A 26628-nucleotide genomic window follows, 5' to 3' on the forward strand; every position below is an offset into this window, starting at 1 on the left:
AATCATTATTGTCTTATAATAAGCATGTACCATGCTCTTATATTTTATTCGTTATGAATCTTTTTGTTCCTCTTTTTCATTAAAAAATTTTTTCAAACAAAAAGCCTCTTAACAATTATTATATCAAAAATTGTTAAGAGACTTTTATTACTTCTGCATATAAGGAGCCAATATTCCTAAAATCTCCGCTTTATCTTCTTTCAGCTCAAGAGATGTTAACATTTCCATCGTTCGAGGACGGGGTAAGTTAACATTCACCTCACCTACAATTGTTGCTGGTCTTTGAGACATGATAAATACACGATCAGACAATAATATTGCTTCGTCTAGATCATGCGTTACCATCACAATTGTTTGCTTCTCTTGATGCCACGAATTTAAAAGCCAACGATGTACTTCCATTTTTGTAAATGCATCTAACTTACCGAACGGTTCATCAAGTAGCATAATCGGCTTTTCACATAAATAGGTACGAAGAAAACTAATACGCTGACGCATACCACCAGATAATGCATCTGGATAATGATTTGCATATTCAGCTAGACCAAACTGCTCTAAGGCTTCCATTCCTTCTGTAAGTCGCTCTTTCTTTGGCTTCCCTTCAATTTCTAGTGGAAGAACAATATTTTGCAGTGCTGAGCGCCATGGAAGTAACAAATCTTGCTGCGGCATATAACTTACAATATCTTGTTTTTGAACAAGGGTATCATTATAGACCACCTCACCACTAGTCGCCTCTTCAACACTCGCAATTAAATTTAATAACGTACTTTTTCCGCAACCACTTGGGCCTACGAACGAGACAAACTCACCTTCTTGTATAGAAGCACTAATTTTTTCTAGTACATTTTTCCCATCAAATGCTTTCACAACATCTTTTATTTGTAATCCGTTCATTTTTCACTTGGAAGGAATTCGTTTGTAAAGGCATCTTTTACTTCAATTTTCTTTTTAATAACTTTGTTATCATGTAAGAAATTCATGTAATTCGTCCAAACTTCTTCCTTCTGTACTCCCCACGCTTTCGCATCATCTTGATACTTCGTACTTAACCATTTTTGGCTCTCTTGTACTAACTCTTTATTAATGTCCGGTACATTTTCAATTAAAATATCAGCAGCTTCTTTTGGCTCTTTAATTGCAAAATTATATCCTTCTGCTGTTGCACTCATAAACTTTTTCACAAAATCTTTATCTTGCTTTGTATGCTTTTCACTTGTAATAATGACAGGACTATAGAAATCTAACGCTGGATCTAAATCTTTTACCATAATTGTATTTAATTCTTTTCCTTGTCGTTTCGCTTCAATGCCATCCCAACCATAGTAAATCCATTCAAAATCCGCATCGCGACCAATCGATTTAAGGAAATCTGTTTGTCCAAGAACAATCTTTTCTACTTTACTAAAATCAGCTTGATGTTTATCCATAATTGTTTTTAACGTCGCTTCTTCTGCTGGTGCCCCCCAGCCCCCATAACGCTTTCCTTCAAAATCTTTCGGGGAAGTAATATTATCTTTTTTCAGTGATGCAAACGCTGACGTGTTATGCTGAATAATTGCTCCAATCGAAACAACCGGTATTCCTTCAACACGAGCCGATGTTACATTTTCTTGATAACTCACACCGAAATCAGCTTTTCCTGAAGCAATCATTTGCTCTGCCGATACGTTATCACCTGGCTGAATAATTTCTACATCTAAACCTTGTTTTTTATAGTAATCTTTCGTCTTCGCTACATATAAACCAGTATGATTTGTATTTGGGAACCAGTCCAAAACAATTTTTACTTTCTTTCCTGTATCTGTACTCTCTTCTTTCTTTGCTGCATTACAACCAACAACACTGGCTGCGAGTAAAGCCGCTAGCATCACTTTTAGTCCTTTTTTCATTTTTTATCGTCCTTTCTGTATATCCATGGTGCTGTTAGTCTTGCCATAAATTCTGCGATAAAATACAAGAGCAATGTCACCATTACGATAATTGCTGCGATACCAAATACACGAGCTGTTAAAAAGGATTTTGTTGCGCGCGTAAGCATGACACCTAATCCTTCACTCGCACCAAGCCATTCCCCAATAATCGCTCCCATCACGCTATATGTAACGGCAATTTTTAACCCTGAGAAAAAGTATGGAAGTACAGCTGGAAATTTCACCTTTTGATAGGTTTGCCATTTTGTCGCACGCATTGTTTTTAATAACTTGAGCATGTTTTTATCTACGGTTTGAAAACCTTCTAAAATACTAAGAGCAATTGGAAAGAAGCAGACAAGAATAACGACCATTACCTTTGGCAACATTCCATATCCAAACCAAATAATAAATAGAGGTGCTAGCACCACAATCGGAATTGTTTGCGAAATAACGAGTAACGGATTAATTAAAATGCGAAATAGCGGAATAACATCCATAATAATTGCAATACTTGTTCCAAGTAAAATCGCAAAAAACAAACCAATTACAACTTCTTGCAGTGTTTGCATTGTATTTGGTAACAATAAATCTTTCATTCCAACTAGCTCTTGGACAATCGCAGAAGGCTTTGGTAAAATCCACGACTCAATTTGAAATAATGTAACCACTCCTTCCCATATAGCAATGAGAAGGATTAGCCAAATCGTTGTAATTGTTATGTTAGATCGTTTCTGGTTTTTCATATTCATCACGGTACTTCCAAACTTTCTCATCAATCGTTACACCAGTACTTGGACGATAATGGATTTTAATAGAAGTAATAACCTCTTCTGCTCCAGCATCGACACAAGCTTGTTGTGCACGCTTAATGACATCAAGAAGCACGTCTAATTCTCCTTCTAGCGTTGTTTCCATCGCACCTACTTCATAGCGAACACCCGATTGTTGTACGACTTCAATTGCTTTATCAACAACAGCATATACATCATTCGTTTTTGCTTGCGGTACTACTGAAAATGAAATTGTAACTTGTTGTGACATATTAAAATCCCCCTTGCAAAATATGTTTGTAAAAAGAAAAGGCTTTCCTACCATCACGTAGGAAAGCCTTGTATGCAAGTTATTATAGAATAACATATGCTACATCACTTTAAGTAACTCCCTACGCTGGCATTATCCAGATCAGGTTGAGGGTCGATGCTTTTTACATCCTCTCAGCCAATTGGCTCCCCGGTCCTTAATTCGTTTTCATTGTAGCATGATTTATTTTTTCAAACAAACTTATAACACAGAAGACATTGCTTCTGTTCTATTAGATTACATTTTAAAATAACTTTGTTAGAACATAAAGTGAAACTTTAATCAGTTGGGGTCTTACTGCCCGTTAATGCAGGATAAATGAAGCAAGATAACTAAATCGCCCCTTCCAATACTTTTTTAATAAAGCTTCTTGTTAAGAAACACACAAAAAAAGTTCTTTTTTTCTAACAAATGAATATAAATTCATTTGTTATAATTATAATTCATTATTAATCTTACGTTTTCTCCGATTATCTATTTGCATTCAATTTTTTTTACTACTATAACAGTTTTTCTTTATAGAATAATAAACAAAAACTACTAAAAAAATATGTACCCTACTAACAATTTTTCAATATAATCAACTTGTTAATCAAAAGAAATCTGTAGTATATTTTCCCCATTAACTATTGATACACCTTCAAATAATGGACACATTTTCCTTTTAACCAATTCGATTTATTAGTCATTCAAAGTTCTGTTTATATGTCTTTTCTGAAAACACAAAAATATTAATCTCATAAATATACAGGTTATAATGATGGCGTCGAGAGATAACCGATCAAATAATTATGTTTTATCGCCTCCAGAGAAAACGTTTACACTCTCCCGATAATTATATTTAAAAAGTAAATGAATGAAGGGAACTGAATTAGTATGGAAATGTTAAAAGGTACTTTACTGTTACTCGCTGTACTTTCGTGTATGTCATTATTTTGCTTTAAAGCTCCTAATGGAATGAAAGCTATGGGTGGTCTATCTGGCGCTGCTTGTGCGACGTTCTTAGTAGAAGCCTTTCATAGTTATGTAACAGGTGATTTAATCGGAATTCCATTTTTAAAAGAGCTCGGTCAAATGGCAGGTGGCCTTGGCGGGATCGCTGCCGGTACACTTGTTTGTTTAAAAATGGGGGTAAATCCGGTCTATTCAATGATGGTTGGTGTAGCTTTAGCTGATTTTAAATTATTACCTGCATTTATAGCTGGTTACTTAGTCTCTTTCCTTATTAAAAAAATTGAAAAACGTGTTCCAGAAGGTATCGATTTAATTGTCGCTGTATTAGTTGCTCCAGTTGTAGCGCGTTTATTAGCAAAAGCAATTGCACCAATAGTAGTCGGAATTTTACAAAATATTGGTGACGTTTTAGTATCTGCTGGTACTGGAAATCCAATTTTATTAGGAATTGTTCTAGGCGGAATTATTCCAATCGTTGGCATGAGCCCATTAAGTTCCATGGCTTTAACAAGTTTAATTGGCTTAACTGGTATGCCAATGGCAATCGGTGCTTTATCAGTAACAAGCTCTTCTTTTGTTAACTATATGCTATTCAAGCGTATGAAATTTGGTAACAAATCTACTACAACTGCAGTTGCAATTGAACCATTAACACAAATCGATATTATCGCTGCAAATCCAATTCCTATCTATTTAACAAACGCAATGGGTGGCATGATTGCCGGCGTAATTATTGCATCGTTTGGACTGATCAATAATGCTGTGGGCACAGCAACTCCAATTGCTGGATTAATGGTAATGTTTGGATTCAACGATCCAGTAAAAGTACTAATGTGCGCAGCAACCATTATGGCCACTGGCTTATTATCCGGTTTTATCGGCTCATTAATCTTTAAAAACTTTAAAATTCGTAGAAGTGACGAAATTAGAGAAGTTTCACAAGAAATCGCTGCTTAATCTATAAAAAAACTAAGCTTGGAGGAATAAAACATGAAATACAAATCAATGTTCGATATTATTGGTCCAATTATGGTAGGTCCTTCTAGTTCCCACACTGCTGGTGCTGCTCGGATAGGTGTTGAAGCTAGAACACTATTTGGTGAACAACCAGAAGAAGTAAATATTTCATTTTATGGTTCATTTGCAAAAACATATAAAGGCCATGGAACAGATGTAGCGATTGTCGGGGGATTAATGGGATTTCCAACAGATGACTCGCGTATTCCAAAAGCATTAAAACTAGCAAAAGCAATCGGGATGAATGTTAATTTTCATGAATGTGAAGAAGAAAGTGAACATCCAAACACAGCTCGTCTTAAGTTAATAAAAGGCTCGCGAAAGATGGAATTAGTCGGTATTTCAATCGGTGGCGGTATGATGGAAATTACAGAGATTGACGGTAAACGTGTAAGTTAGTATTCATTAGCAATATCTCCTACATACAAAACTTCCAGTAAAGGATTGATAATTATGATGTTCAAAACAGTCGCAGATCTTCTAGAATTAACAAAACGAGAAAACGTGTCTATAGCTGAAATCATGGTTCGTCAAGAAATTTTAGCTACAGAATCTTCTCGCGAAGAAGTAATCGACCGTATGAAAAAAAAGCTTACGATTATGGAAAATGCTATTTCTCAAGGACTAGCAGGGGTTAAATCCATCACTGGTTTAACTGGGGGTGATGCCGTATTAATGAAACAGTATATTGAAAGTAAAAAAGGACTCTCGGGAGATATCATCCTCAATGCAGTTGCAAAAGCTGTTGCAACAAATGAAGTAAATGCAGCAATGGGCATTATTTGTGCAAACCCAACCGCAGGATCAGCTGGTACAGTTCCTGGTGTATTATTTGCAGTAAAAGAAAAATTACAAGCAACAGAAGAACAAATGCTAGAATTTTTATTTACAGCTGCTGCATTTGGAATTGTCACTGCCAACAACGCTTCCATCTCTGGAGCTGCTGGTGGTTGTCAAGCTGAAGTCGGTACGGCTAGCGGAATGGCGGCAGCTGGTGCAGTTGCTATGGCAGGAGGTACACCAAAACAATGTGCAACGGCGTTTAGTATTGCATTAAAAAATTTATTAGGCCTTGTATGCGATCCTGTCGCAGGCCTTGTAGAAGTACCTTGCGTAAAACGAAATGCTGGTGGTGCATCGAACGCATTAATTGCAGCTGATATGGCATTAGCTGGTATTATATCTGCTATCCCTTGTGACGAAGTAATTAATGCAATGTATAGCATCGGCCGTATGATGCCCTCAGCTTTACGTGAAACAGCAGAGGGAGGTTTAGCTGCAACTCCAACTGGTCGTAAATTAGAAGCAAAAATCTTTAATAAATAATCTTTAAACACTATAAAAAAGAAAAAACATTGGTCTGTAAAACTCTCTCATAACAAAATAGTTCTATGTTTTTTCTAACTCATATTTTTCTTAATCCCCATTCTAACTTATATATCAACAATAGAGTGGGGATTATTTACACATAAAGCAAAACTTTAATCAGTTTTTTTCTTCATTCCCCACTGATTATTAACCCTCACGAATCGGGCTTTTACGGGCAGTAATACTAGTTGAAATTCTTCCCTCCTTTTAACTCCCATTATTCGATTTTCTTATTTTTCGCAAATTTATCTTCCATGATAAGCAGATTACATAACTGCTTCAATCATAAAACACTATATTAAAAAATTACATTTTTACGATTATTTTTGTAAAATAATTTTACCAATTATAGTGAATGTTACTTTTTATGTGTTATATAATAAAAAAGGTTTTTATTTGTTTAATTTAATAATTATCATTCAAATTAAATTATTCAAAAATATCTTACCATATGAATGTTGGAGGTATTTTATTATGTTTTGGCTACAATTTATTACCTTATTACTCTGCATTTTTATCGGTGCACGCCTTGGCGGAGTTGGACTAGGAGTGATGGGCGGAGTTGGTATGGCAATACTCGTATTCGTCTTCCACTTACAACCTACCGCTCCACCTATTGACGTTATGTTGATGATTCTAGCAGTAATTACAGCTGCTGGCGCACTGCAAGCCGCAGGCGGAATGGATTATCTTGTCCATCTCGCTGAAAAAGCACTTCGTAAAAATCCGAAGCGTATTACATTCTTCGCACCAATTGTTACGTATTTATTTACATTTTGCGCAGGGACTGGTCACGTTGCCTATTCAGTACTCCCTGTTATCGCAGAAGTATCACGTGAATCAGGAATCAGACCAGAACGTCCGATGTCCATTGCCGTAATCGCTTCACAACAAGCAATTACAGCAAGTCCAATTTCAGCTGCAACTGTTGCACTTCTAGCAATGCTAGCTGATTATAAAATCACACTGCTAGATATTTTAAAAGTAAGTATTCCTTCTACTTTCATTGCTTGTATGTTAGCAGCTTTCGTTGCAAGCAAACTGGGTAAAGAATTAAACGAAGATCCTGAATACTTAAAGCGTTTAAAAGAAGGCATGATTCCTAAACTCGAAGAAAAGGAAAAGTTCACCGGAACAAAAGGCGCGAAACTATCTGTTCTTCTTTTCTTATTCGCAACAATTTTTGTTGTTCTTCTTGGCTCATTTGAAGCCCTTCGTCCAGGATGGATGGTAGATGGAAAGTTGGTTCGTCTATCGATGCCTTACACAATTGAAATGATTATGCTAACAATTGCTGCTCTTATTATTATCTTCTGTAAACCAAATGTAGAGAGCATTGTATCTGGCAATGTCTTTAAAGCAGGTGCTACAGCCGTTGTTGCAATCTTCGGTATCGCTTGGATGGGAGACACATTCTTCAATGGAAACTTAAATATGATTCAAGGATCCATTCAACACTTAGTAACAAGTGCACCTTGGTTATTCGCAATTGCACTATTTATCTTATCAATCTTACTTTATAGTCAAGCAGCAACAGTACGTGCGTTAATGCCACTTGGATTGTCACTCGGCATTTCACCTGCACTACTTATTGCAATGTTCCCGGCAGTAAACGGTTATTTCTTCATTCCAAACTACGGAACAATTGTTGCTGCGATCAACTTTGACCGTACAGGAACAACACGTATTGGTAAATATGTATTAAATCATAGCTTTATGATTCCTGGTCTAGTCGCAACATTCGCTTCCATTGGAATTGGGATGCTACTCATTTCAATTATGTTTTAACATACAAAAGCACAAACTTTTTCTGAATAAAGTTTGTGCTTTTTCATTTAATCAAACGTTTGTTTAAATTATTCATTCAACAATTTCTACGTTATACCCTTTCTTTTCTATCCCACTTAATACTTCTTCAATATGATTTTTATCTTTTGTTTCTAATGATAAATGGAGCTGTGCATACCCTGGAAACACTTTTGTTCCAATTCTCTCTAAATGAATATGTAATACGTTCGCCTCAAAACTTGTTACAATTTCGAGTAAGTGTTGCAAATGTCCTGGTTTATCTTTAATCATTGTTGCGATATGAACAAATCGGCCAGCTTCAACCATCCCATGTTCAATAATACGAGTAATGAAGTTAACATCAACATTTCCACCACTTAAAATCGACACAACTTTTTTCTCTTTCACAGGAATTTTTTGATAGAGTAAAGCAGCTAATGAACTAGCACCTGAGCCTTCTACTAATAATTTATTTCTTTCAAGTAGCATTAACATCGTTCTCGCAATTTCCATTTCATCCACACAAAAAATATCATCTACATATCGCTCTACAAGCTGAAATGTTAAATCACCTGGCCTTTTTACAGCGATACCATCTGCCATAGTTGGGGCCCCATCTACTGTTATCACTTTCTTTTCTTGCAATGATTGCTTCATCCCCGGACAAGCAAGCGCTTGTACACCATATATTTTCACCGACGGTTTTTGTTCTTTAATCGCCAGCGCAACACCTGCAATTAAGCCGCCGCCACCAACTGGACAAATAACAGCTTCGACGTCATCAAGCTGCTGCAATATTTCTAAACCTACCGTCCCTTGACCAGAAATTACAGCATCATCATCAAATGGGTGAACAAACTTCGCACCCGTTTGTTCTTTTAAATCAAGTGCATAAGCTAAAGCATCGTCAAATACATCACCTTGCAATTCCACATGTGCACCATATCGCTTAGTCGCAAGCACTTTACTGAGCGGTGCACCTTTGGGCATCACAATCGTACAGGGAATATCGAGCATATTACTAGAATAAGCGACTCCTTGTGCGTGATTTCCAGCAGATGCTGCAATAACTCCATTTTCTAATTCACCTTTATCAAGAGAAACCATCTTATTATAAGAGCCTCGCACTTTAAAAGAACCCGTCTTTTGTAAATTTTCAAGTTTTAAATACACTTCATTATGCGATAACTCACTGAATGTACTTGAATAATCCAGCGGTGTCATATGTACAATGCCTTTCATTTTCTCATGAGCAGCTATAATATCTTGTAAAGAAATCATGTTGTCGCCTCCGAAACGGATATATTCATACATGTTAGTTTGAGCCGCACCAATGTTTTTATGCTGAAAAGTAAAACTTTAATCTATTCTGTTACATATTGAGATAATCATCCGTCCTTGAATCTTTGATTTTTCTTTCCAAAAGCATCAAAATTTGGATGATCAATTTTATAATGTGTAGCTTGAAAAAACATTGATATTAATAAAAGTCCCACCGATAGTATTCCTAATACAATCCCACCGCCTACATGCTCTCCATACCTTCCGTTCAGCTCTGTATTAAAAAAATAACCTGCAAATCCTGCAGTTCCCCCACCTAAAAAACCTACTCCATAAATCATTTTTCCAATTGTTGTTTTTGGATTAATTGCTTCTTTTAAAATAGTTTCACGAAATTTATAACCTATTATTTTACATATCAAAAAATACCCTACCATTCCAACACCAATAAACCCCTTACTTCCCCATCTATACCAAGTTGCGACTAAAGTAAATATGCAAGATAAATCAAATTGAATAATACCAAAATAAATGCGCCACCCTAAATACTGTTCCCACTTAAATAAGTAAGAAAATACAGCCAAAAAAAGGTTTAAAAGCAAACCGGAAATAACATATAATATACTATCTGGCCATGTAACTAAACATACACACCCAAAAACTAACGGAAAAAAAACACTATAATAAATGCCTTTATATAGCCTTATATCTTTTTTTGTATTCAAATTTTCACTTCCCTATATACGTTATATAAAGTATAACTTTTATCCCTGGGAATTTCTTCACCCTCCATTGATTATTGCCCCTCATCAATCATACTTTTTGCTGTCCCCAAATAACGAGATCACTCTTTTTCCAAAATTGAGCGTATGGATTTTCCAATCCCATTTTAAGAGTAGTATCTATCACCAATCATCCTTTTCCTACAAAAAAAACTCAAATCCCTATTTTTACCTTTCCATACCCATTAAAACTCGTCATTGAAATACAAACTATTACTAAATAAAAAAGGGGAGGCGGCTTATTTCTATTTAAGCTGCCTCCCCTTTTTTATTTATTTACTTGTTCTATAAGTTTTTTTGTACTTTCATAAGGTGAATCTGCTAAACTTATCGCTGAAATAATGGAAACTCCATCTGCCCCCGCTCCTATAACAGAAGCAGCATTTTCAACTGTAATTCCTCCAATTCCAACAATCGGGACTGTAATCCCCGCCTTTCTAAAATGACGCAGACCTTTCGTTCCTTGTACTGCTTTTGTATCCTTTTTCGTGCTCGTTGGAAAGATAGGTCCTACTCCTAGATAATCCGCCCCATTTGCAATTGCAAAATGTGCTTCCTCTACCGTATGAGCAGATACTCCGACAATTTTATCTCCCATTTTTTCACGAACTGATGTAATTCCTTCGTCATCTTGCCCGACATGAACACCATCTGCATCTAATTCAATTGCTAATTCCACATCATCATTTACGATAAATGGAACATTATATTCTTTACAAAGCGCTTGTAGCTGCTTAGCAAAATGCAACCTGTTCTCTCCAGTTAAAGCTCCTTCTCCCTTTTCACGAAATTGAAAAAGTGTCACTCCGCCATCTAGTGCTTCTTTCATTACTTGTAATGGGTCCTTTTGGCAGTTATTACTTCCCATAATAAAATATACTTGCAATAATTTGGACATTTGTTGTTTATCAATACGCGCCATGTCTCTCATCCCCTCTTACTGCACCTCTTGGAGATTTCCATATTGCTCGATATCATTCGCAGTAGTGTTTGCTAGCTGATTCAAAAATTCAATTTGGAAACTTCCTGGTCCTAATTCTACTGTTTTAACAGCAGCTATTTCTGCTGCCACGCCATAAAATGTTAATGCAGCAACTGCTGCTTTTACATAATCTTTTTCAACTGCTGCAAATGCTCCCATTACAGAAGTTAATAGACAGCCTGTTCCTGTGACTTTCGTTAAAATCTGATGACCATTACGAACGATAACAGTTCGCTCACCATCTGTCACAACGTCTTCTTTTCCGGTAATCACCGTAACTGTATCTAGTTCATCTGCCGCTTGTTTCGCAATTCCTACAACATCACCGTTTCCGATTCCAGCATCGACACCTTTAATTTCCCATTTCTCATTAATTACATTAGCAATTTCCGCTGCATTTCCGCGAATCATTGCTAAATCCACTTCACTTGGAATGTACCTTGCAACTTCTGTTCGATAAGAAGTTGCGCCTGCACCAACTGGATCAAACAATACTGGTACATGATTCGTATTCGCTGATTTACCAGCAAGTAACATTGCTTCTACCTCTTCAGGACGAAGTGTACCCATGTTTAAAACAAGTGCTCCAGCAATACTAGCCATTTCCGCTACTTCTTCTTTTGCATATGCCATAACAGGTGAGGCCCCTAATGCAAGTAAGCCATTCGCTGTAAAATTTGTCACAACAACATTTGTAATATTATGCACAAGTGGATTAGATTCTCTTACTTTCTCCACTACTTTTTTGATTTCTTGTATATTCATTCTTTTCATCTCCTAACTTAATAGTGGGAGATACACAAAAAGACACTTCGCGTATGCAAAGTGCCTGAACATGTGCTTTTACACTCTCCCTACGCTGGCATTATCCAACAGGTTCAAATGGTCAACGACAGATTAGCCGTACTCTCAGTTTGCATCCGCAAACTCCCATGTGTTTTCTTATTCATCTACTTCAGAGTCTACTCTTATTCTAGTAAAATAACAAGTTCTTTACTCTATCATATATAAATCCAAGTTGATTTTCCAACATATAAATTGCGGCTATGAAAAATAAAAAGAGACTTCCTCTCATTTTCTCCTTCTGTTTTCACATGGCATGGGGCTAAAAAAGGAACTGACCGCTTCTATCCACCGGCGGATTCTCTCTACCACCTAAAAGGAATGGTTTTATGTCGGTCTTTCAATCCATATTTATATACAAAAACAGTGATAGGAAATGAATCCTATCACTGTTTCTCATCTTATTATTTTAAGGCTTCAGATACTTCTTTCACCATTGCTGATACAGACTCAAGTCCGCCACCAGATAGGTACCAGTAGTTTGCATCTAAATAGATTACATTGTTGTTTTTCGCAGCATTCGTTTTGCTAACAATTTCATTTTCCACAACTTGTTTTGCAGAAGATTTACCGCCAACAACAGCACCTCTATCGATTACAAATAAGTAATCTGGGTTTTTCTCAAGAATGTATTCAAATGAAATCTTATTACCATGCGTATCCGCTTTAAGTTCTGTATCCACAGGAGCTACACCAAATACGTCATGAATAATACCAAAGCGAGAATTTGGACCATATGCACTTACTTGACCGTCATTTGCTAAGATAATTAAACCTTTTTTATCACTTTTCGTAGCTTTTTCATTTAATGCTTTTATATCTTTTTCAACTGTTGCAATTTCTTTTTTCGCTTGATCTTCTTTACCGAAGATTTTCGCTAACATTTCTGTGTTTTCTTTAAATGATTTCATATAATCTTTTGTATCTTGTTCTACATAAATTGTTGGAGCAATTTTTTCAAATTCTTTGTATGAATCAGATTGTCTTCCAGAAATGATAATTAAATCTGGATTAATTTCATTAATTTTTTCAAAGTCTGGCTCTTTTAAACCACCAACGTTTGTGTATTTTTTATCTTCATATTTAGAAAGGTATTTTGGTACACTCTTTTGTGGTACACCAGTTACTTCAACACCTAATTTATCTAATGTATCTAATGAACCAAAGTCAAATACGACAACTTTTTTCGGGTTTGTTTTAACTTTTGTTTCTCCTAATTTATGCTTAATCGTAATTTCTTTACTTTCACTTGCTTCTGTTTTTTTATCAGAAGAAGCGTTGTTGCTACAAGCTACAGCTACAATTGCAAGCATGAAAGTTAATAATAGCATTGCTAATTTTTTCACTTTAATCACCTCTATAAATTTTTAAAAATTATTTTAAATAGATAGTAAGCTAGTACTACCAAAATAACCCCCACTATGAAAAATAAATACATATATTATTTCCGGCAATTTCCTCAATATGAATATTCATATCATAAATATCTTTCAAAACAACCGGATCAATAATTTCATTTGTTGCTCCTTCTTTCATTACTTTTCCATCTTTCAAAGCAACGATGCGATCGGAGTAACAAGAAGCAAAGTTAATATCATGAATGACAATAACAATTGTTTTGCCAAGCTCTTCAACTAAGCGTCTCAGTACTTTCATAATTTGGACAGAATGTTTCATATCTAAATTGTTAAGCGGCTCATCTAGCAAAATGTATTCTGTATTTTGAGCAATGACCATGGCGATATATGCTCTTTGCCGTTGCCCACCACTGAGCTGATCTAAATACTTATATTGAATATCTTCAAGCTCCATATAACGGATTGCTTCTTCAATATGATTCCAATCTTCCTTTGATAGATTACCTTGTGAATATGGAAATCTTCCAAAGCTAACTAATTCCCGAATTGTAAGTCTTAAATTGATATGATTTGTTTGCTTTAAAATAGAGATTTTTTTGGCAAGCTCATTACTCTTCCATTCGCCAATTTCTTTATCCTCTATATAGATTTCACCAGCATCTTTTTTTAACAGCCTGCTCATCATAGAAAGAACTGTACTTTTTCCAGCTCCATTCGGCCCGATAAAGGATGTTATTTTCCCTTTTGCTATTTTAATAGAGACATCCTCAACAACATTTTTATTTCCATATTGTTTTGATACATTTCTTACTTCTACCATGTCTTGCTCTCCTTTAATAGAAGATAGATGAAGTATACTCCACCAACAAAATTCACAATAACGCTTAAAGTTGTATTAAATTCAAATAATCTTTCAACAATCAATTGTCCCCCTACTAGGGCAATAATACTAATAAATATAGAACCTGCTATTAAATATTTGTGCTGATATGTACGTAAACATTCACGCGCAACGTTAACTACAAGTAATCCTAAAAATGTAATTGGTCCAACTAGTGCTGTAGAAATAGAAACTAGAATCGCAATTACAATTAACAGCTTTTTCACAACTTTATCGTAGTCTACACCTAAATTAATAGCCTCTTCTCTTCCTAGTGATAGTACATCTAATAACTTCAGTTCCTTATACACATATGCAATAACTAATACAATTCCAATAATAGACGTTACAAGTAACTCTGTTTTTACGTTATTTACACTAGCAAACATTTTTCCTTGTACAATTTGAAACTCATTTGGATCAATGAGCACTTGCATAAAGGAAGATAAACTTTGAAAGAATGTACCAAATATTAATCCAATTAACAATAAGAAGTAAATATTGTTGCCTTCCCTCTTAAAGAGAAATTTATAAAGAAATAGCGAAAAGACAACCATTAAACTTATGGATATAAGAAAGTTAATATTTGTATTCATCATCGCGATATGCTGCGATCCAAACACAAACACAACAAATGTTTGAATAAACATATAAAGTGAATCTAAACCGATGACACTAGGTGTTAAAATACGGTTGTTACTAATTGTTTGAAAAATCATAGACGAAAACGCAATTGCTCCGCCCGTTATAACCATTGCCAATAATTTCTTCCCTCTTCTTGGCAATGCATAATCTAACGTATTCATATTTAAGTTAATAAATAAAAATATCCCAATGGCTACAATTGATAAAATGGCAAGCACTGCCAACATTTTTTTATGATTTGTTTGTTTTCTATGCTGCATATGCGTTTCTCCTCATCAATAAATAAAGGAAGATTCCGCTTCCGATTACCCCTACTGTAAGACCGATAGAAATCTCGTACGGATAAATCACGATGCGGCCAAGTATATCGCAAGCAAGTACGAAAACTGCTCCGAGTAAAGCAGTATGAGGTAAACTATTTTTCAAATTATCCCCGCGGTAAATCGAAACAATGTTTGGAATAATAAGCCCTAAAAACGGAATCATTCCGACAGTTAAGACAACCAATGCAGAGATTAAAGCGACGATAATGAGACCGATATTTAGCACACGGTTGTAATTCATCCCTAAATTCGCTGCAAAATCTTCTCCCATTCCAGCAACGGTAAAACGATTTGCGTATAAAAAGGCAATGATCACAAGCGGGATACTTAAATATAAAATTTCATATCTTCCCTTCATAATCATTGAAAAATCACCTTGTAGCCATGAATTGATATTTTGAATTAAGTCATATTTATAAGCAAAGAATGTTGTAATGGAACTAATAATATTTCCAAACATAATCCCAACAAGTGGAATGAAAATTGTATCCTTAAACTTAATTCTCTTCAAAATTTGCATAAATAAAAATGTGCCAGCTAACGCAAAAATAAATGCTACCAACATTTTTTCAAGTGGGCTTGCTGACGTAAATAGCAACAATGAAACTAAAACGCCTAACTTTGCGCTATCCATCGTCCCCGCAGTTGTTGGAGATACAAACTTATTTCTGCTCAATTGCTGCATAATTAAGCCACTTATACTTAAACTAATACCGGCTACAATAATACTAATTAAGCGCGGTAATCTGCTAACAAGTAAAATTTGGAGCTGTCCTTGATCTAAATGTAAAATGTCTGTCGGCTTAATATCTTTTACACCGATAAAAATAGACGCAATTGATAAAACAATAAGCATGATAAACAAATATCTTTTTTTCATAATTTCTTCATGGTGCAGATTATGTTCTGTCGCCATCATTTGATTTCAAACAGACTATAATCCTATCATTTTATCCCCCTCATCTATACATAGAATGATATAAAACATAACTTTCACTAGTAAGTATTTCCTACTACCCGTTCATGCGGGATACAAATGATTTTGATTATCAATTAAACTCATACTTTACTATATGTAATAATTGATTTTATATCTGACATTTTAGCAATAATCAGTCAACCTTATTTAATGATAATGAAATTCATTTACGATGTCAACGAATACCATTTATTTATATCGCTTTTTTATTCATATAAGGAAACCTATCCTGTCTACAAGATTAACAAAAAAACCTAATTCCCCTTTGAGATAAGGAAAACTGGGCTTTCTTCTTATGTTTTTGAACCAAACTTGAATTTCGCCAACACTTCCGCTAACGCAGGATTACGTGGTTCATCATCTTAATTTTGTTGTTTCATATACTTCACAACATCGCGCTTTGATACTTTTCCACTTTGCAAAATAATTGTTTTTCCTTTCAAAAAAAACAATTATTTTGTTATATACGAAATACTAAAACTTTCACATCTTAACTATTTAAAGATGTAGAGTATTTAATTAATAACAAAAGGTTAGAATCTTCGGCATAACTGAATCCGCACAGGATGTATGCTATATTTAACTTACGGAAACTTGAAAGGATGTTTTAAATATGGCAAAAAGTGTTGTAATTGCTGAAAAACCTTCTGTTGCACGTGATATTGCACGTGTACTACAGTGTGATAAAAAAGGAAATGGTTATTTTGAGGGTAATAAATATATCGTTACTTGGGCTTTAGGGCATCTTGTTACATTAGCAGATCCAGAAAGCTATGATGTGAAATACAAAAAGTGGAATCTAGAAGATCTGCCAATGCTACCTGATCGTTTGAAATTGACAGTGATTAAGCAAACTGGCAAACAGTTTAATGCCGTTAAAAGCCAACTGATTAGAAAAGATGTAAATGAAATAATTGTAGCTACAGACGCAGGAAGAGAGGGCGAATTAGTCGCTCGTTGGATTATTGATAAAGTTAGAATTAATAAACCTATCAAACGTCTATGGATCTCATCTGTTACTGATAAAGCAATCAAAGATGGCTTCGCAAACTTAAAGCCAGGTAAAGCATATGACAATTTATACGCTTCGGCTGTCGCACGTTCGGAGGCTGACTGGTATATCGGCCTTAATGCAACACGTGCATTAACTACAAGGTTTAATGCACAACTAAACTGTGGTCGTGTACAAACACCTACTGTTGCTATCATTGCAGGTCGTGAGGACGAAATTAAAAACTTCAAAGCACAAACATACTACGGTATCGAAGCCCAAACAACAGACAAGTTAAAACTAACTTGGCAAGATGCTAAAGGCAATGGACGTAGTTTTGATAAAGAAAAAACGGATGCAATTGTGAAAAAACTGGACAAACAAAATGCTACTGTCGTGGAAATTGAGAAAAAGCAGAAAAAATCATTCTCTCCTGGTCTTTATGATTTAACTGAACTACAACGTGATGCGAATAAAATCTTTGGTTACTCCGCAAAAGAAACGTTAAATATTATGCAAAAATTGTATGAGCAACATAAAGTTTTAACGTATCCTCGTACAGATTCACGCTATATCTCATCTGATATTGTAGGAACACTTCCAGAACGCCTGAAGGCGTGCGGGGTAGGAGAATATCGTCCTTTAGCTCATAAGATTTTAAATAAACCAATCAAATCTGCTAAATCGTTTGTTGATGATAGTAAAGTAAGTGATCATCACGCAATCATTCCAACAGAAAGCTATGTAAACTTCTCAGCTTTCACAGATAAAGAACGCAAAATTTATGATTTAGTTATAAAACGCTTCTTAGCAGTTTTATTCCCAGCCTTCGAATATGAACAACTAACGTTACGCACAAAAATTGGTGATGAAACATTCGTTGCACGTGGCAAAACAATTTTAAATTCTGGTTGGAAAGAAGTATATGAAAACAGATTTGAAGATGACGATGCAGCTGAAGATTTAAAAGAGCAGATCTTACCTCGCATCGAAAAAGGCGATACATTAAACGTGAAACTAATTGCACAAACATCAGGTCAAACAAAACCACCTGCACGCTTTAATGAAGCGACATTACTTTCAGCAATGGAAAACCCTACAAAGTACATGGGCACGCAAAATAAAAAACTTGCTGACACGTTAAAATCAACTGGTGGACTAGGTACCGTAGCTACACGCGCCGACATTATCGACAAACTATTCAATTCGTTCTTAATCGAAAAGCGCGGTAAAGATATTCACATTACATCAAAAGGCCGTCAGTTACTTGATTTAGTACCAGAAGAATTAAAATCTCCTACCCTAACTGCCGAGTGGGAACAAAAGCTTGAGGCAATCGCAAACGGCAAACTAAAAAAAGAAGTATTCATTTTAGAAATGAAAAACTATACAAAAGAAATTGTTGCCGAAATTAAATCGAGCGATAAAAAATATAAGCATGACAATATTTCAACAAAAACTTGTCCAGACTGTGGTAAACCAATGCTAGAAGTAAATGGAAAAAAAGGGAAAATGCTTGTATGCCAAGATCGCGAATGCGGTCACCGTAAAAATGTATCCCGTACTACAAACGCACGCTGCCCTCAATGTAAGAAAAAACTAGAACTTCGCGGTGAAGGAGACGGTCAAATCTTCGCATGTAAATGCGGATATCGTGAGAAGCTTTCTTCATTCCAAGAACGCCGTAAGAAAGAGTCTGGTAGTAAAGCTGATAAGCGTTACGTCCAAAAATATATGAAGCAGCAACAAAAGCAAGAAGAACCTTTGAATAACGCGCTAGCAGAAGCATTAAAAAAATTAAAATTTGATTAAACCTATCTTTAAAGATAATGAAAAGGTTCCTACCAAATTTGGTAGGAACCTTTTCTAATTAGTGAATGATCTTACTTCCTTTTGCATTCTCAACAAATTTTTCACTCGACTTATTAATCGGTGTTTTCAGTAATAATGCGATAATAAGCATGATTACGATGAAGACACTTAACACGAGAAGATCTCTTATTACAATATCCCAAAGCATTCCACCTACTGTTTCACGAAGGGCACTAATTGCATACGTAAACGGTAAGAATGGATAAATTGCTTGGAAGAACGGTGGCGTCATTTGAATTGGGAATGTCCCGCCTGATCCAGCTACTTGCAGCACCAGTAAAACAATCGCCATCGATTTCCCAACGTTTCCAAAAACAGAAACGAGTGAGTATACGATACAAACAAAGACTGCACTGATAAATAAGCTGAATAAAACAAACCAGAATTTATCGACTACATACGTACCGAGTAAGAATATATCACCCATTGATACGATAAACGCCTGCGTAAGACCAATTGTTAAAAATGTTAAGAAGCGTCCGAAGTAAATCTCATGACTCTTATAATTTGCGCCTTCCTCATGTACTTCTACTGTTAATAACGAAACCATTAACAATGCTCCTACCCATAACGCAAGCACTGTATAGAATGGTGACATCGCAGAACCATAGTTCGGCATCGCAAATAATTTATTTTCTTTTAAATTTACTGGATTTGCAAAATAATCACTTTGCTTTTCAACATCGTTTTTCAATAAACGGATAATATCTTTTATATCCTCTTCTGATTCAAACTTGCGGATTTTATCTGCTAATTCTTTAATTTTCTTCTCAGTAGCTGGCATTTCTGCTTTAATATCTTCAACTTTCTTTTTACCTTCTACTAAGCCTTTTGATGAATCTTCTAGCAGTTTTTTTACATCTGGAAGCTTTTTATCTGCATCGTTTAAAATCTTAGATGTATTTTTTGACATCTCTTTTGTACGAGCAATTGCTGCATTGAAGTTCGGAACGATTTCTGAATCGTATCTTGCTAAAATGTCACCTAATTCAGCTGAAACATTTTTCGATACTTCATTAATACTTTCAATGACATCTTTTGCTGGTTGCTGTCCTTTATTAATAGCGTCAATTCCTTTATCCGTTAATTCCATGCCTTTTTGTAGACCATCTTGTGCTTTTTTCAACTTCGCAATTTGATCATTAAAGTTTTTATCGCTATTTACATCAGCTAAAACTTTGTTGGCATTCTCTAAGACAGGAATCATATCACCAATCATATTTGAAGTCGCTTGGAATTGACTGTTTAAACTATTTAAAGCTACTTTTGTTGAATCTAATCCATTAATACCTTTATTTTGTATATCTTCCACTGCTTTTTGAGCGTTAGATTTAACCTCTTCAATTCCATCTCTTACTTTATTATATTCAGCCTTTGTCTTGTCATATGTTTCATTTATTGTATTAGCGGCCTGATCTTTAAGCTGTCCTACTTGTTCAGCAGTACTAACCGCTTTTTGATAATCTGCTACAAACGTTTCATTATAATCTTTCTCAGCTTTATCAATTAAAGCATTCGTTGCATCTAGCTTTTGGTTAATTCCATCTCTCACATCTTGTTTTACTTCTTGCCCTGTACTAATTAGGTCATTAAGACGTTTAAATCGATTATTTAAATCTTGTTGACTATCTCTAATAGCAGTTAAATGTTCTACCCTTTTACTAAAGAAATCTTTACCAAAATCAGTCGTTGCATTTTGCTGAAGTGTAGACATCATCGTAATGATTGAAGAAAGATTATCTATATGGGTTTGGAGATTATTAGAAACAGTTGTGATGTTTTTCTTGGCTATTTCAGGATCAATACTTCCATTTTGTAACCCATCCATTACACTTTTCGCATATGCAGTTCCTGTACGTGCTGAATTCAATACACTGTTTACTGTTTGATTAATAGTGCTTGCAATATTTTTATATCCCTCAGTATTCAATTCCGGAATTTGTAGTTGCGGCATTGCCGGAAACTCAGGAAGTTTAGGTAACTGTGAAAGATTTGGAACATCCAAGTTAATTCCTGGCCCCATTAAAAAATCAGTTATGGCCGCTGCGCCATCCATACCTTTTTGTAGAACCGTTAAATCTCTCTTAATTGTTCCTGGTGCGTTCTTTAATGTTTCATCATTTCGTGCGAAAAATTCATCTAAACTTTTCAACGTTGCCTGCCCATCATTAATGACACTTTCCACGACCGGTAAATCCTCTTGTGCAACTTTTACAAGGTCTTGCGCTCTAGTCGCATCATCTAATGCTGTATTCACAAGTGTATACATTTCTGGGAACTGTGCTTCTAGCTTGAATACAAGATCTTTTACTTTTTCGATACTTGGTAAGTTTGTTTCTAAATCGATTCCAAGGTCATTGAAAACTTGAAAAATCTCACCGTTTGCTGTTTTAACGAAGTTTTTACTGATTTCTTCTGTTATACCTGATGCACCTTTTGCTGTGATTTTCGGTGCAATGGCGTTCACTTTTTCATTCACAAAATAATCAAGTTCTGGTTTTTGTGGATTATCGCTAATGACTGTTGCAATTTTTTCTGAGAAGTCTTTCGGAATTGTAATACTTGCATAGTATTCTCCGTGTTCTACTCCATGAATTGCTTGCTTTTCATCAACAAACTTCCAACCAAGATTTTTGTTCTCTTTTAGTGAATCAACAATTTCATTCCCGATGTTAATATCTTTCCCACGCAAGTTTGATCCAACATCTTCATTAGAAACTGCTATTGGAACGTCTTTTGTATTTCCATAAGGATCCCAAGAAGCTTTGATATTAAACCATGCATATAACGATGGTAAAATCATTAGCCCTAATACAATTACAATTGCAGCCCAATGTTTGGCTACATTCCGTAAGTCCGTCGTATAAATACGCCATATTTGTTTCATATAAGCTATCACCTAATTATATATTTTTCCTTCTTTAGAAAATGATACATGCATTTTGCAATTATATCATTTTCTACATCGTGGATTAAACGAAAATGTACTATTTTCCCAAAATCTTTTACTTACTTCATTATATAACGAAGCCGATAAAGTATTCATACAAAATGACCAAATTAGTTTTACATTCAGTAATAACAAATATATAGGAAATGTCATAAAAAATACAAGTATTTTCTCTTGGAAATACTTGTATTCGCAGAAAAAAATCCTCACAGCGCTTACATAGCTATGAGGATTTCTTCTATATTATATGTCCAATTGAATTTCTACTCCGAAATGATCTGAAATAACATTTCGATTTACACCATTGAAAATAACTTTTGAAGAAATAACTGTTGTTGGTTTGTTACTTAAAATAAGATCAATTCGTAAATTTTGCTTATTTTCATCCCAACCAGCAATTTTCCCTTGTACAGTTGTTCCTTCATCTTTTTCCAAAGCTAGCTCGTATGTGTCATAAAGCCCTTTTTGAATGAGATAATCGTATCCTTCTCCTTGTAAACGAGCGTTATTATTAAAATCGCCCATTAGAAAAGAGAATTCATTTTTATTCATATGTTCCATTAAGCAATCCACTTGTCCTTGAAACGATTCTTCTTCATCATTCCACCAGCCAAGATGACAAGAATAAAAGGTTATATACTTACCTTTATAAGAGATTGTTAGACTAACAATTTTACGTGCTTTCCAATAAGAAGTATCCTTACTTTCTGATACAAAGAAAGAATCTTGTTTTACAATTGAATGCTTCGTTATAATCGCTAACCCTTCTTCATATATGTCATAACCAATATGCGAGAAATCCCAAACAATATTGTAATTTCCTGAACCCAGCTTCTCTAGCTCTGCAAGTAATACAAGACCAAAGTTATCGTTTTTCTTGTTACCGCATACACTTTGAGCTTTTATAGACTGACTGACCTCTTGTAAGGCAATAACATCATAATCTTCTTCTTGAATCGTTTTAGCAAGATGTCTTATTTTCTCTATTTGATTCTCTTCTTGCCAAGAATGGCAGTTTAAAGTGAGTAATTTCATTTATTATGCACCTAACATATCTTGAATATCTGATTTTAATACATCAGCTTTCGGACCATATACAGCTTGAACACCTTTGTCTTTTACAATAAGACCTAAAGCTCCATTTTGCTTCCACTGTGCCTCTGGTGCAACAATGTCTAAATCCTTTACTGTTACACGCAAACGTGTCATACAAGCATCTACATCCGCAATATTATCTTTCCCACCTAACAAATCAATAACTTTTGTCGCTAATGAACCCTCTTTTATATCCGCTTTTCCTTCTGAAGATTCGTCTTCGTTATCAATATAGTTACCGGCACGTCCTGGCGTTGGTAGATTGAACTTTTTAATTAAGAAATTGAATACTGTAAAGTTTAAACCAAAGAATACTGCTGATACAACAACAAAGTTAATTAAATCCCTTGTTAATCCCGCATTAATCATCATTGGTGTACGTGTAATTAACTCAATAAATCCAAATGCATGGACGCGTAAGTTAATTAAATCCGCTAATGCAAATGCAAGTCCTGTTGTAATTGCGTATACAACATATAATACCGGTGCAATAAACATGAACATGAATTCAATTGGTTCTGTTACACCTGTTAAAAATACTGCTAACGCTGCAGATAAGAACATTGGTTTATATTTTGCACGTTTATCTTTATCAACATTACGGAACATTGCAAACGCAATACCAATTAATGCTGCTGTAGAACCAATAACTTGCCCTGCTTTGAAACGCGCTGGAACAACATTATTTAATAAATCGTTATACGCTTTTGTGTCACCATTTGCTAACAAGTTATTTAAATCTGTAATCCATGCAAGCCATAATGGATCTTGTCCTGCGACAATCTGACCAACTTTCGATCCAGTTAACATCGTATATGTTCCGCCAAGCTCTGTATAGTTCATCGGAATCGTTAACATATGATGCAAGCCAAATGGTAATAACAAACGCTCTAATGTCCCATATACGAACGGTGCAACAACTGGTGCACTATCTTTTGATGCTGCAATCCAGCGACCAAATTCATTTAATCCACTTTGGATGAATGGCCATAAAAGTGATAAAACAATAGCAGTAATTGTAGACCAAACAATTACAACAAACGGTACAAATCGTTTTCCATTAAAGAATGCTAACGCTTGTGGTAATTTATTGTAGTTATAATATTTATTATATAAGGTAGCTCCTAAGAAACCTGTAATAATCCCTACGAATACTCCCATATTCAATGCTGGTGCACCAAGTACAGAAGTGAAATAATCTTTTACAAGTAAATCCCCAGCTAATAATGAAGAAACTTTCGCTTTTGAATCCGTTAACATTTCAGCGTTAACGCCAAATATAGCTCCTGTAATCCGGTTCGTTAAGACGAATGCTAACAGCGCTGCAAATGCACCGCCTGCACGATCTTTCGCCCAAGATCCCCCAATCGCTACTGCGAATAAAATATGCAAGTTTGTAATAATCGCCCAACCAATGTCTTCCATTACTCTGGCAATGGTATGTACAGCATTTACATCCCCAGCAGACATACCAATTAACTTACCGATGGAAATCATTAAACCTGCAGCTGGCATAACCGCTACAACAACTAGCAATGCTTTCCCGAACTTCTGCCAAAAATCAAAAGACGTAATTTTCATCTGTTTCTTCCTCCCCTTTAATTTATAACATCCCTAATGATATAGATAATAATTTCTTTTTGTTTATGAAAACGATACCCTCTTTCAGCGCAAACGTTTTCATAAACCTATTTTAATAAAAGCGTTTTCACATTGCAATATAAATTTATTATTTTTCATAAAAAAAGATGCTACGAAAGCATCTTTTTTTATCAAGAAATACGATAAACCCTTGTTTCATAAGGTTTCAACGCAATTGTAGTAACTTTTTCATGTTCTAACACTTCATAGTTATTCAAAAGCAAACGTTTGCGTTCTAATGCAAATAAATCCTCATTGTACACAGCTTCTTCCTTCGAAATATTACTAATTACAATCACTTTTTCATCATTTAACGAACGCGTATATGCATAAATTTGCGGATCATTCTCTAAGATTAAATCATATGTGCCATAATTAAATACATCATGCTCTTTTTTAAGTGCAATCATCTTTTTGTAGAAATTAAAGATAGAATTAGCCTCTACTTGCTGCTTTTGAACATTAATTTCTTTGTAATTTGGATTCATACCAAACCACGGTGTACCAGTTGTAAAGCCAGCGTTTTCTTCATCGTTCCATTGCATTGGTGTACGTGAATTATCACGACAAGATGCCCATATAATTTCCATCATCTCTTGATGAGGTACACCCTCTGCAATCTTTTCACGGTACAAGTTCTTAATTGCCACATCATCATAATCTTCAATATTTGGGAACTGAACATTTGTCATACCAATTTCTTGACCCTGATAAATAAATGGTGTCCCATGCATAAAGAAGTACATTGCGCCTAAAGCCGTTGCACTTTCACGCCAATACTGTTTATCATCTCCCCATGTAGAGACAATACGTGGTTTATCATGATTCTCAATATAAAGTGCATTCCATCCTTTATTCTCTAATCCTTTTTGCCACTTCGTTAACACCTTTTTCAGTTCCACAACATCAAGTTCTTTTTTCTTTTCTGCATCCCATAAACTTAAATGCTCAAACTGAAATACCATATTAAATTTACCGTTTTCTTCTCCAACCCAAAGATCCGCATCTTCAATTTTGACACCATTTGCTTCTCCAACAGTCATAATGTCGTATTTAGAAAATGTGTTTTCTTTTAATTCTTCTAAGAGTGGCTGAATTCCATTTACATTCATATGTTTATCAAAAGAAGACACATACTTTAACCCTTTTGGATTTGGCATGTCTTTTAGGCCTTCTTCTTTTTTAATATGACTGATTGCATCTACACGGAAACCATCGATTCCTTTATCTAACCACCAGTTTACAGTATCATATAAAGCTTCACGGACCTCTGCATTCTCCCAGTTTAAATCCGGCTGTTTACGCGAGAATATGTGTAGGAAATATTGATCTGTTACTTCATCATATTCCCAAGCAGAACCACTAAAAATACTTTCCCAGTTATTCGGTTCTTCCTCATCCTTACCATCGCGCCAAATATACCAATCGCGTTTTGGATTATCTTTCGAAGAACGTGATTCAATAAACCAAGGATGTTCATCACTCGTATGATTAATAACTAAATCAATAATGAGCTTCATATCGCGTTTATGAACCTCATCCAATAGTTCATCGAAGTCAGCCATCGTGCCAAACTCATCCATAATGTCTTGATAATCACTAATATCATAACCATTATCATCATTCGGTGATTTATACATTGGACAAATCCAAATTACATCTATTCCTAAATCCTTTAAATAATCAAGCTTTGCAATAATACCTTGTAAATCTCCAATACCGTCGCCGTTAGAATCCATAAAGCTACGCGGATAAATTTGATAAGCGACAGCTTCTTTCCACCATGTTTTATTCATAATAATTCTCTCCTTTTGCATCCCTTCGGAAATTTTTATGCAAACGTTTTCGTAACACTATCATAACAAAATATGGAGAGTTTGCAA

General features: G+C 35.1%; 20 protein-coding genes, 1 pseudogene and 2 riboswitches. Of the genes and pseudogenes, 5 read left to right on the forward strand and 16 right to left on the reverse strand.

Annotated features, from left to right (window positions below):
- Positions 1 to 147: 147 nt before the first annotated feature.
- From J4P91_RS16385 to J4P91_RS16400, 4 genes are read right to left on the reverse strand one after another with little or no spacing between them, the layout of a single operon-like run.
- On the reverse strand, positions 148 to 897 hold the full coding sequence (locus J4P91_RS16385; RefSeq protein ID WP_207994970.1) for an ABC transporter ATP-binding protein: 750 nt from the start codon (positions 895 to 897) through the stop codon (positions 148 to 150).
- Positions 894 to 1892 (reverse strand): ABC transporter substrate-binding protein, encoded by a 999-nt coding sequence (locus J4P91_RS16390; protein WP_207994971.1) that lies wholly within the window; start codon positions 1890 to 1892, stop codon positions 894 to 896. Before J4P91_RS16390 ends, J4P91_RS16385 begins: the two co-directional genes overlap by 4 nt.
- Complete coding sequence (locus J4P91_RS16395) at positions 1889 to 2665, reverse strand: ABC transporter permease (protein ID WP_207994972.1); 777 nt, start codon at positions 2663 to 2665, stop codon at positions 1889 to 1891. The genes J4P91_RS16390 and J4P91_RS16395 overlap by 4 nt, the downstream gene beginning before the upstream one ends.
- On the reverse strand, positions 2637 to 2957 hold the full coding sequence (locus tag J4P91_RS16400; RefSeq protein WP_017154062.1) for an MTH1187 family thiamine-binding protein: 321 nt from the start codon (positions 2955 to 2957) through the stop codon (positions 2637 to 2639). Before J4P91_RS16400 ends, J4P91_RS16395 begins: the two co-directional genes overlap by 29 nt.
- Before the next feature lie 101 nt (positions 2958 to 3058).
- Positions 3059 to 3159: riboswitch (TPP riboswitch) on the reverse strand.
- 713 nt (positions 3160 to 3872) lie between these two features.
- Between J4P91_RS16400 and J4P91_RS16405 the strand changes: the two genes are divergently transcribed.
- From J4P91_RS16405 to J4P91_RS16420, 4 genes and pseudogenes are all read left to right on the forward strand, one after another.
- Positions 3873 to 4907, forward strand: coding sequence for a PTS sugar transporter subunit IIC (locus J4P91_RS16405; RefSeq protein WP_207994973.1), 1035 nt, complete (start codon positions 3873 to 3875; stop codon positions 4905 to 4907).
- A 33-nt stretch (positions 4908 to 4940) separates the two neighbouring features.
- Positions 4941 to 5351, forward strand: a pseudogene (gene sdaAB / locus J4P91_RS16410) (L-serine ammonia-lyase, iron-sulfur-dependent subunit beta); the annotation flags it as partial.
- 72 nt (positions 5352 to 5423) lie between these two features.
- On the forward strand, positions 5424 to 6293 hold the full coding sequence (gene sdaAA / locus J4P91_RS16415) for an L-serine ammonia-lyase, iron-sulfur-dependent, subunit alpha (protein ID WP_207994997.1): 870 nt from the start codon (positions 5424 to 5426) through the stop codon (positions 6291 to 6293).
- Between the two features lie 516 nt (positions 6294 to 6809).
- Positions 6810 to 8123, forward strand: a complete 1314-nt coding sequence (locus tag J4P91_RS16420; RefSeq protein ID WP_017154066.1) for an anaerobic C4-dicarboxylate transporter family protein — start codon at positions 6810 to 6812, stop codon at positions 8121 to 8123.
- A gap of 72 nt (positions 8124 to 8195) precedes the next feature.
- Here the strand turns inward: J4P91_RS16420 and ilvA are convergent, their stop codons facing one another.
- From ilvA to J4P91_RS16460, 8 genes are all read right to left on the reverse strand, one after another.
- Positions 8196 to 9404, reverse strand: coding sequence for a threonine ammonia-lyase (ilvA, locus tag J4P91_RS16425; RefSeq protein WP_207994974.1), 1209 nt, complete (start codon positions 9402 to 9404; stop codon positions 8196 to 8198).
- Positions 9405 to 9511: 107 nt separating this feature from the next.
- Positions 9512 to 10129, reverse strand: a complete 618-nt coding sequence (locus J4P91_RS16430) for a hypothetical protein (protein WP_207994975.1) — start codon at positions 10127 to 10129, stop codon at positions 9512 to 9514.
- Positions 10130 to 10454: 325 nt separating this feature from the next.
- Entirely contained in the window at positions 10455 to 11117 is a 663-nt protein-coding gene (gene thiE, locus J4P91_RS16435; protein ID WP_374192052.1) for a thiamine phosphate synthase, read from the reverse strand.
- Positions 11118 to 11123: 6 nt separating this feature from the next.
- Positions 11124 to 11942 carry a hydroxyethylthiazole kinase gene (thiM, locus tag J4P91_RS16440; protein WP_340139933.1) on the reverse strand — a complete coding sequence of 273 codons (819 nt, stop codon included), beginning with the start codon at positions 11940 to 11942 and terminating at the stop codon, positions 11124 to 11126.
- Between the two features lie 60 nt (positions 11943 to 12002).
- Positions 12003 to 12112, reverse strand: a riboswitch (TPP riboswitch).
- A gap of 303 nt (positions 12113 to 12415) precedes the next feature.
- On the reverse strand, positions 12416 to 13357 hold the full coding sequence (locus tag J4P91_RS16445) for a siderophore ABC transporter substrate-binding protein (RefSeq protein WP_017154071.1): 942 nt from the start codon (positions 13355 to 13357) through the stop codon (positions 12416 to 12418).
- A 73-nt stretch (positions 13358 to 13430) separates the two neighbouring features.
- A complete protein-coding gene (locus J4P91_RS16450) occupies positions 13431 to 14189 on the reverse strand; it encodes an iron ABC transporter ATP-binding protein (protein WP_207994976.1) in 759 nt (252 codons plus the stop codon).
- Positions 14183 to 15154: an iron chelate uptake ABC transporter family permease subunit gene (locus J4P91_RS16455; RefSeq protein ID WP_017154073.1), complete on the reverse strand. Its 972-nt coding sequence runs from the start codon at positions 15152 to 15154 to the stop codon at positions 14183 to 14185. Before J4P91_RS16455 ends, J4P91_RS16450 begins: the two co-directional genes overlap by 7 nt.
- Positions 15144 to 16097: an ABC transporter permease gene (locus J4P91_RS16460; RefSeq protein ID WP_026049353.1), complete on the reverse strand. Its 954-nt coding sequence runs from the start codon at positions 16095 to 16097 to the stop codon at positions 15144 to 15146. The genes J4P91_RS16455 and J4P91_RS16460 overlap by 11 nt, the downstream gene beginning before the upstream one ends.
- A gap of 712 nt (positions 16098 to 16809) precedes the next feature.
- Here J4P91_RS16460 and J4P91_RS16465 point away from each other — a divergent pair.
- Positions 16810 to 18999: a DNA topoisomerase III gene (locus tag J4P91_RS16465; protein ID WP_207994977.1), complete on the forward strand. Its 2190-nt coding sequence runs from the start codon at positions 16810 to 16812 to the stop codon at positions 18997 to 18999.
- 58 nt (positions 19000 to 19057) lie between these two features.
- On the opposite strand, the gene J4P91_RS16470 is transcribed toward J4P91_RS16465, so the two are convergent.
- The 4 genes from J4P91_RS16470 to J4P91_RS16485 form a co-directional block, all read right to left on the reverse strand.
- On the reverse strand, positions 19058 to 21946 hold the full coding sequence (locus J4P91_RS16470) for a YhgE/Pip domain-containing protein (protein WP_207994978.1): 2889 nt from the start codon (positions 21944 to 21946) through the stop codon (positions 19058 to 19060).
- 306 nt (positions 21947 to 22252) lie between these two features.
- Positions 22253 to 23044 (reverse strand): endonuclease/exonuclease/phosphatase family protein, encoded by a 792-nt coding sequence (locus tag J4P91_RS16475; protein WP_207994979.1) that lies wholly within the window; start codon positions 23042 to 23044, stop codon positions 22253 to 22255.
- 3 nt (positions 23045 to 23047) lie between these two features.
- Positions 23048 to 24685 (reverse strand): PTS transporter subunit IIBC, encoded by a 1638-nt coding sequence (locus J4P91_RS16480; RefSeq protein WP_207994980.1) that lies wholly within the window; start codon positions 24683 to 24685, stop codon positions 23048 to 23050.
- A gap of 191 nt (positions 24686 to 24876) precedes the next feature.
- A complete protein-coding gene (locus tag J4P91_RS16485; RefSeq protein WP_207994981.1) occupies positions 24877 to 26541 on the reverse strand; it encodes a glycoside hydrolase family 13 protein in 1665 nt (554 codons plus the stop codon).
- Positions 26542 to 26628: the final 87 nt, after the last annotated feature.

The sequence above is a fragment of the Bacillus sp. XF8 genome, assembly GCF_017498755.1.
GTDB lineage: Bacteria > Bacillota > Bacilli > Bacillales > Bacillaceae_G > Bacillus_A > Bacillus_A bingmayongensis.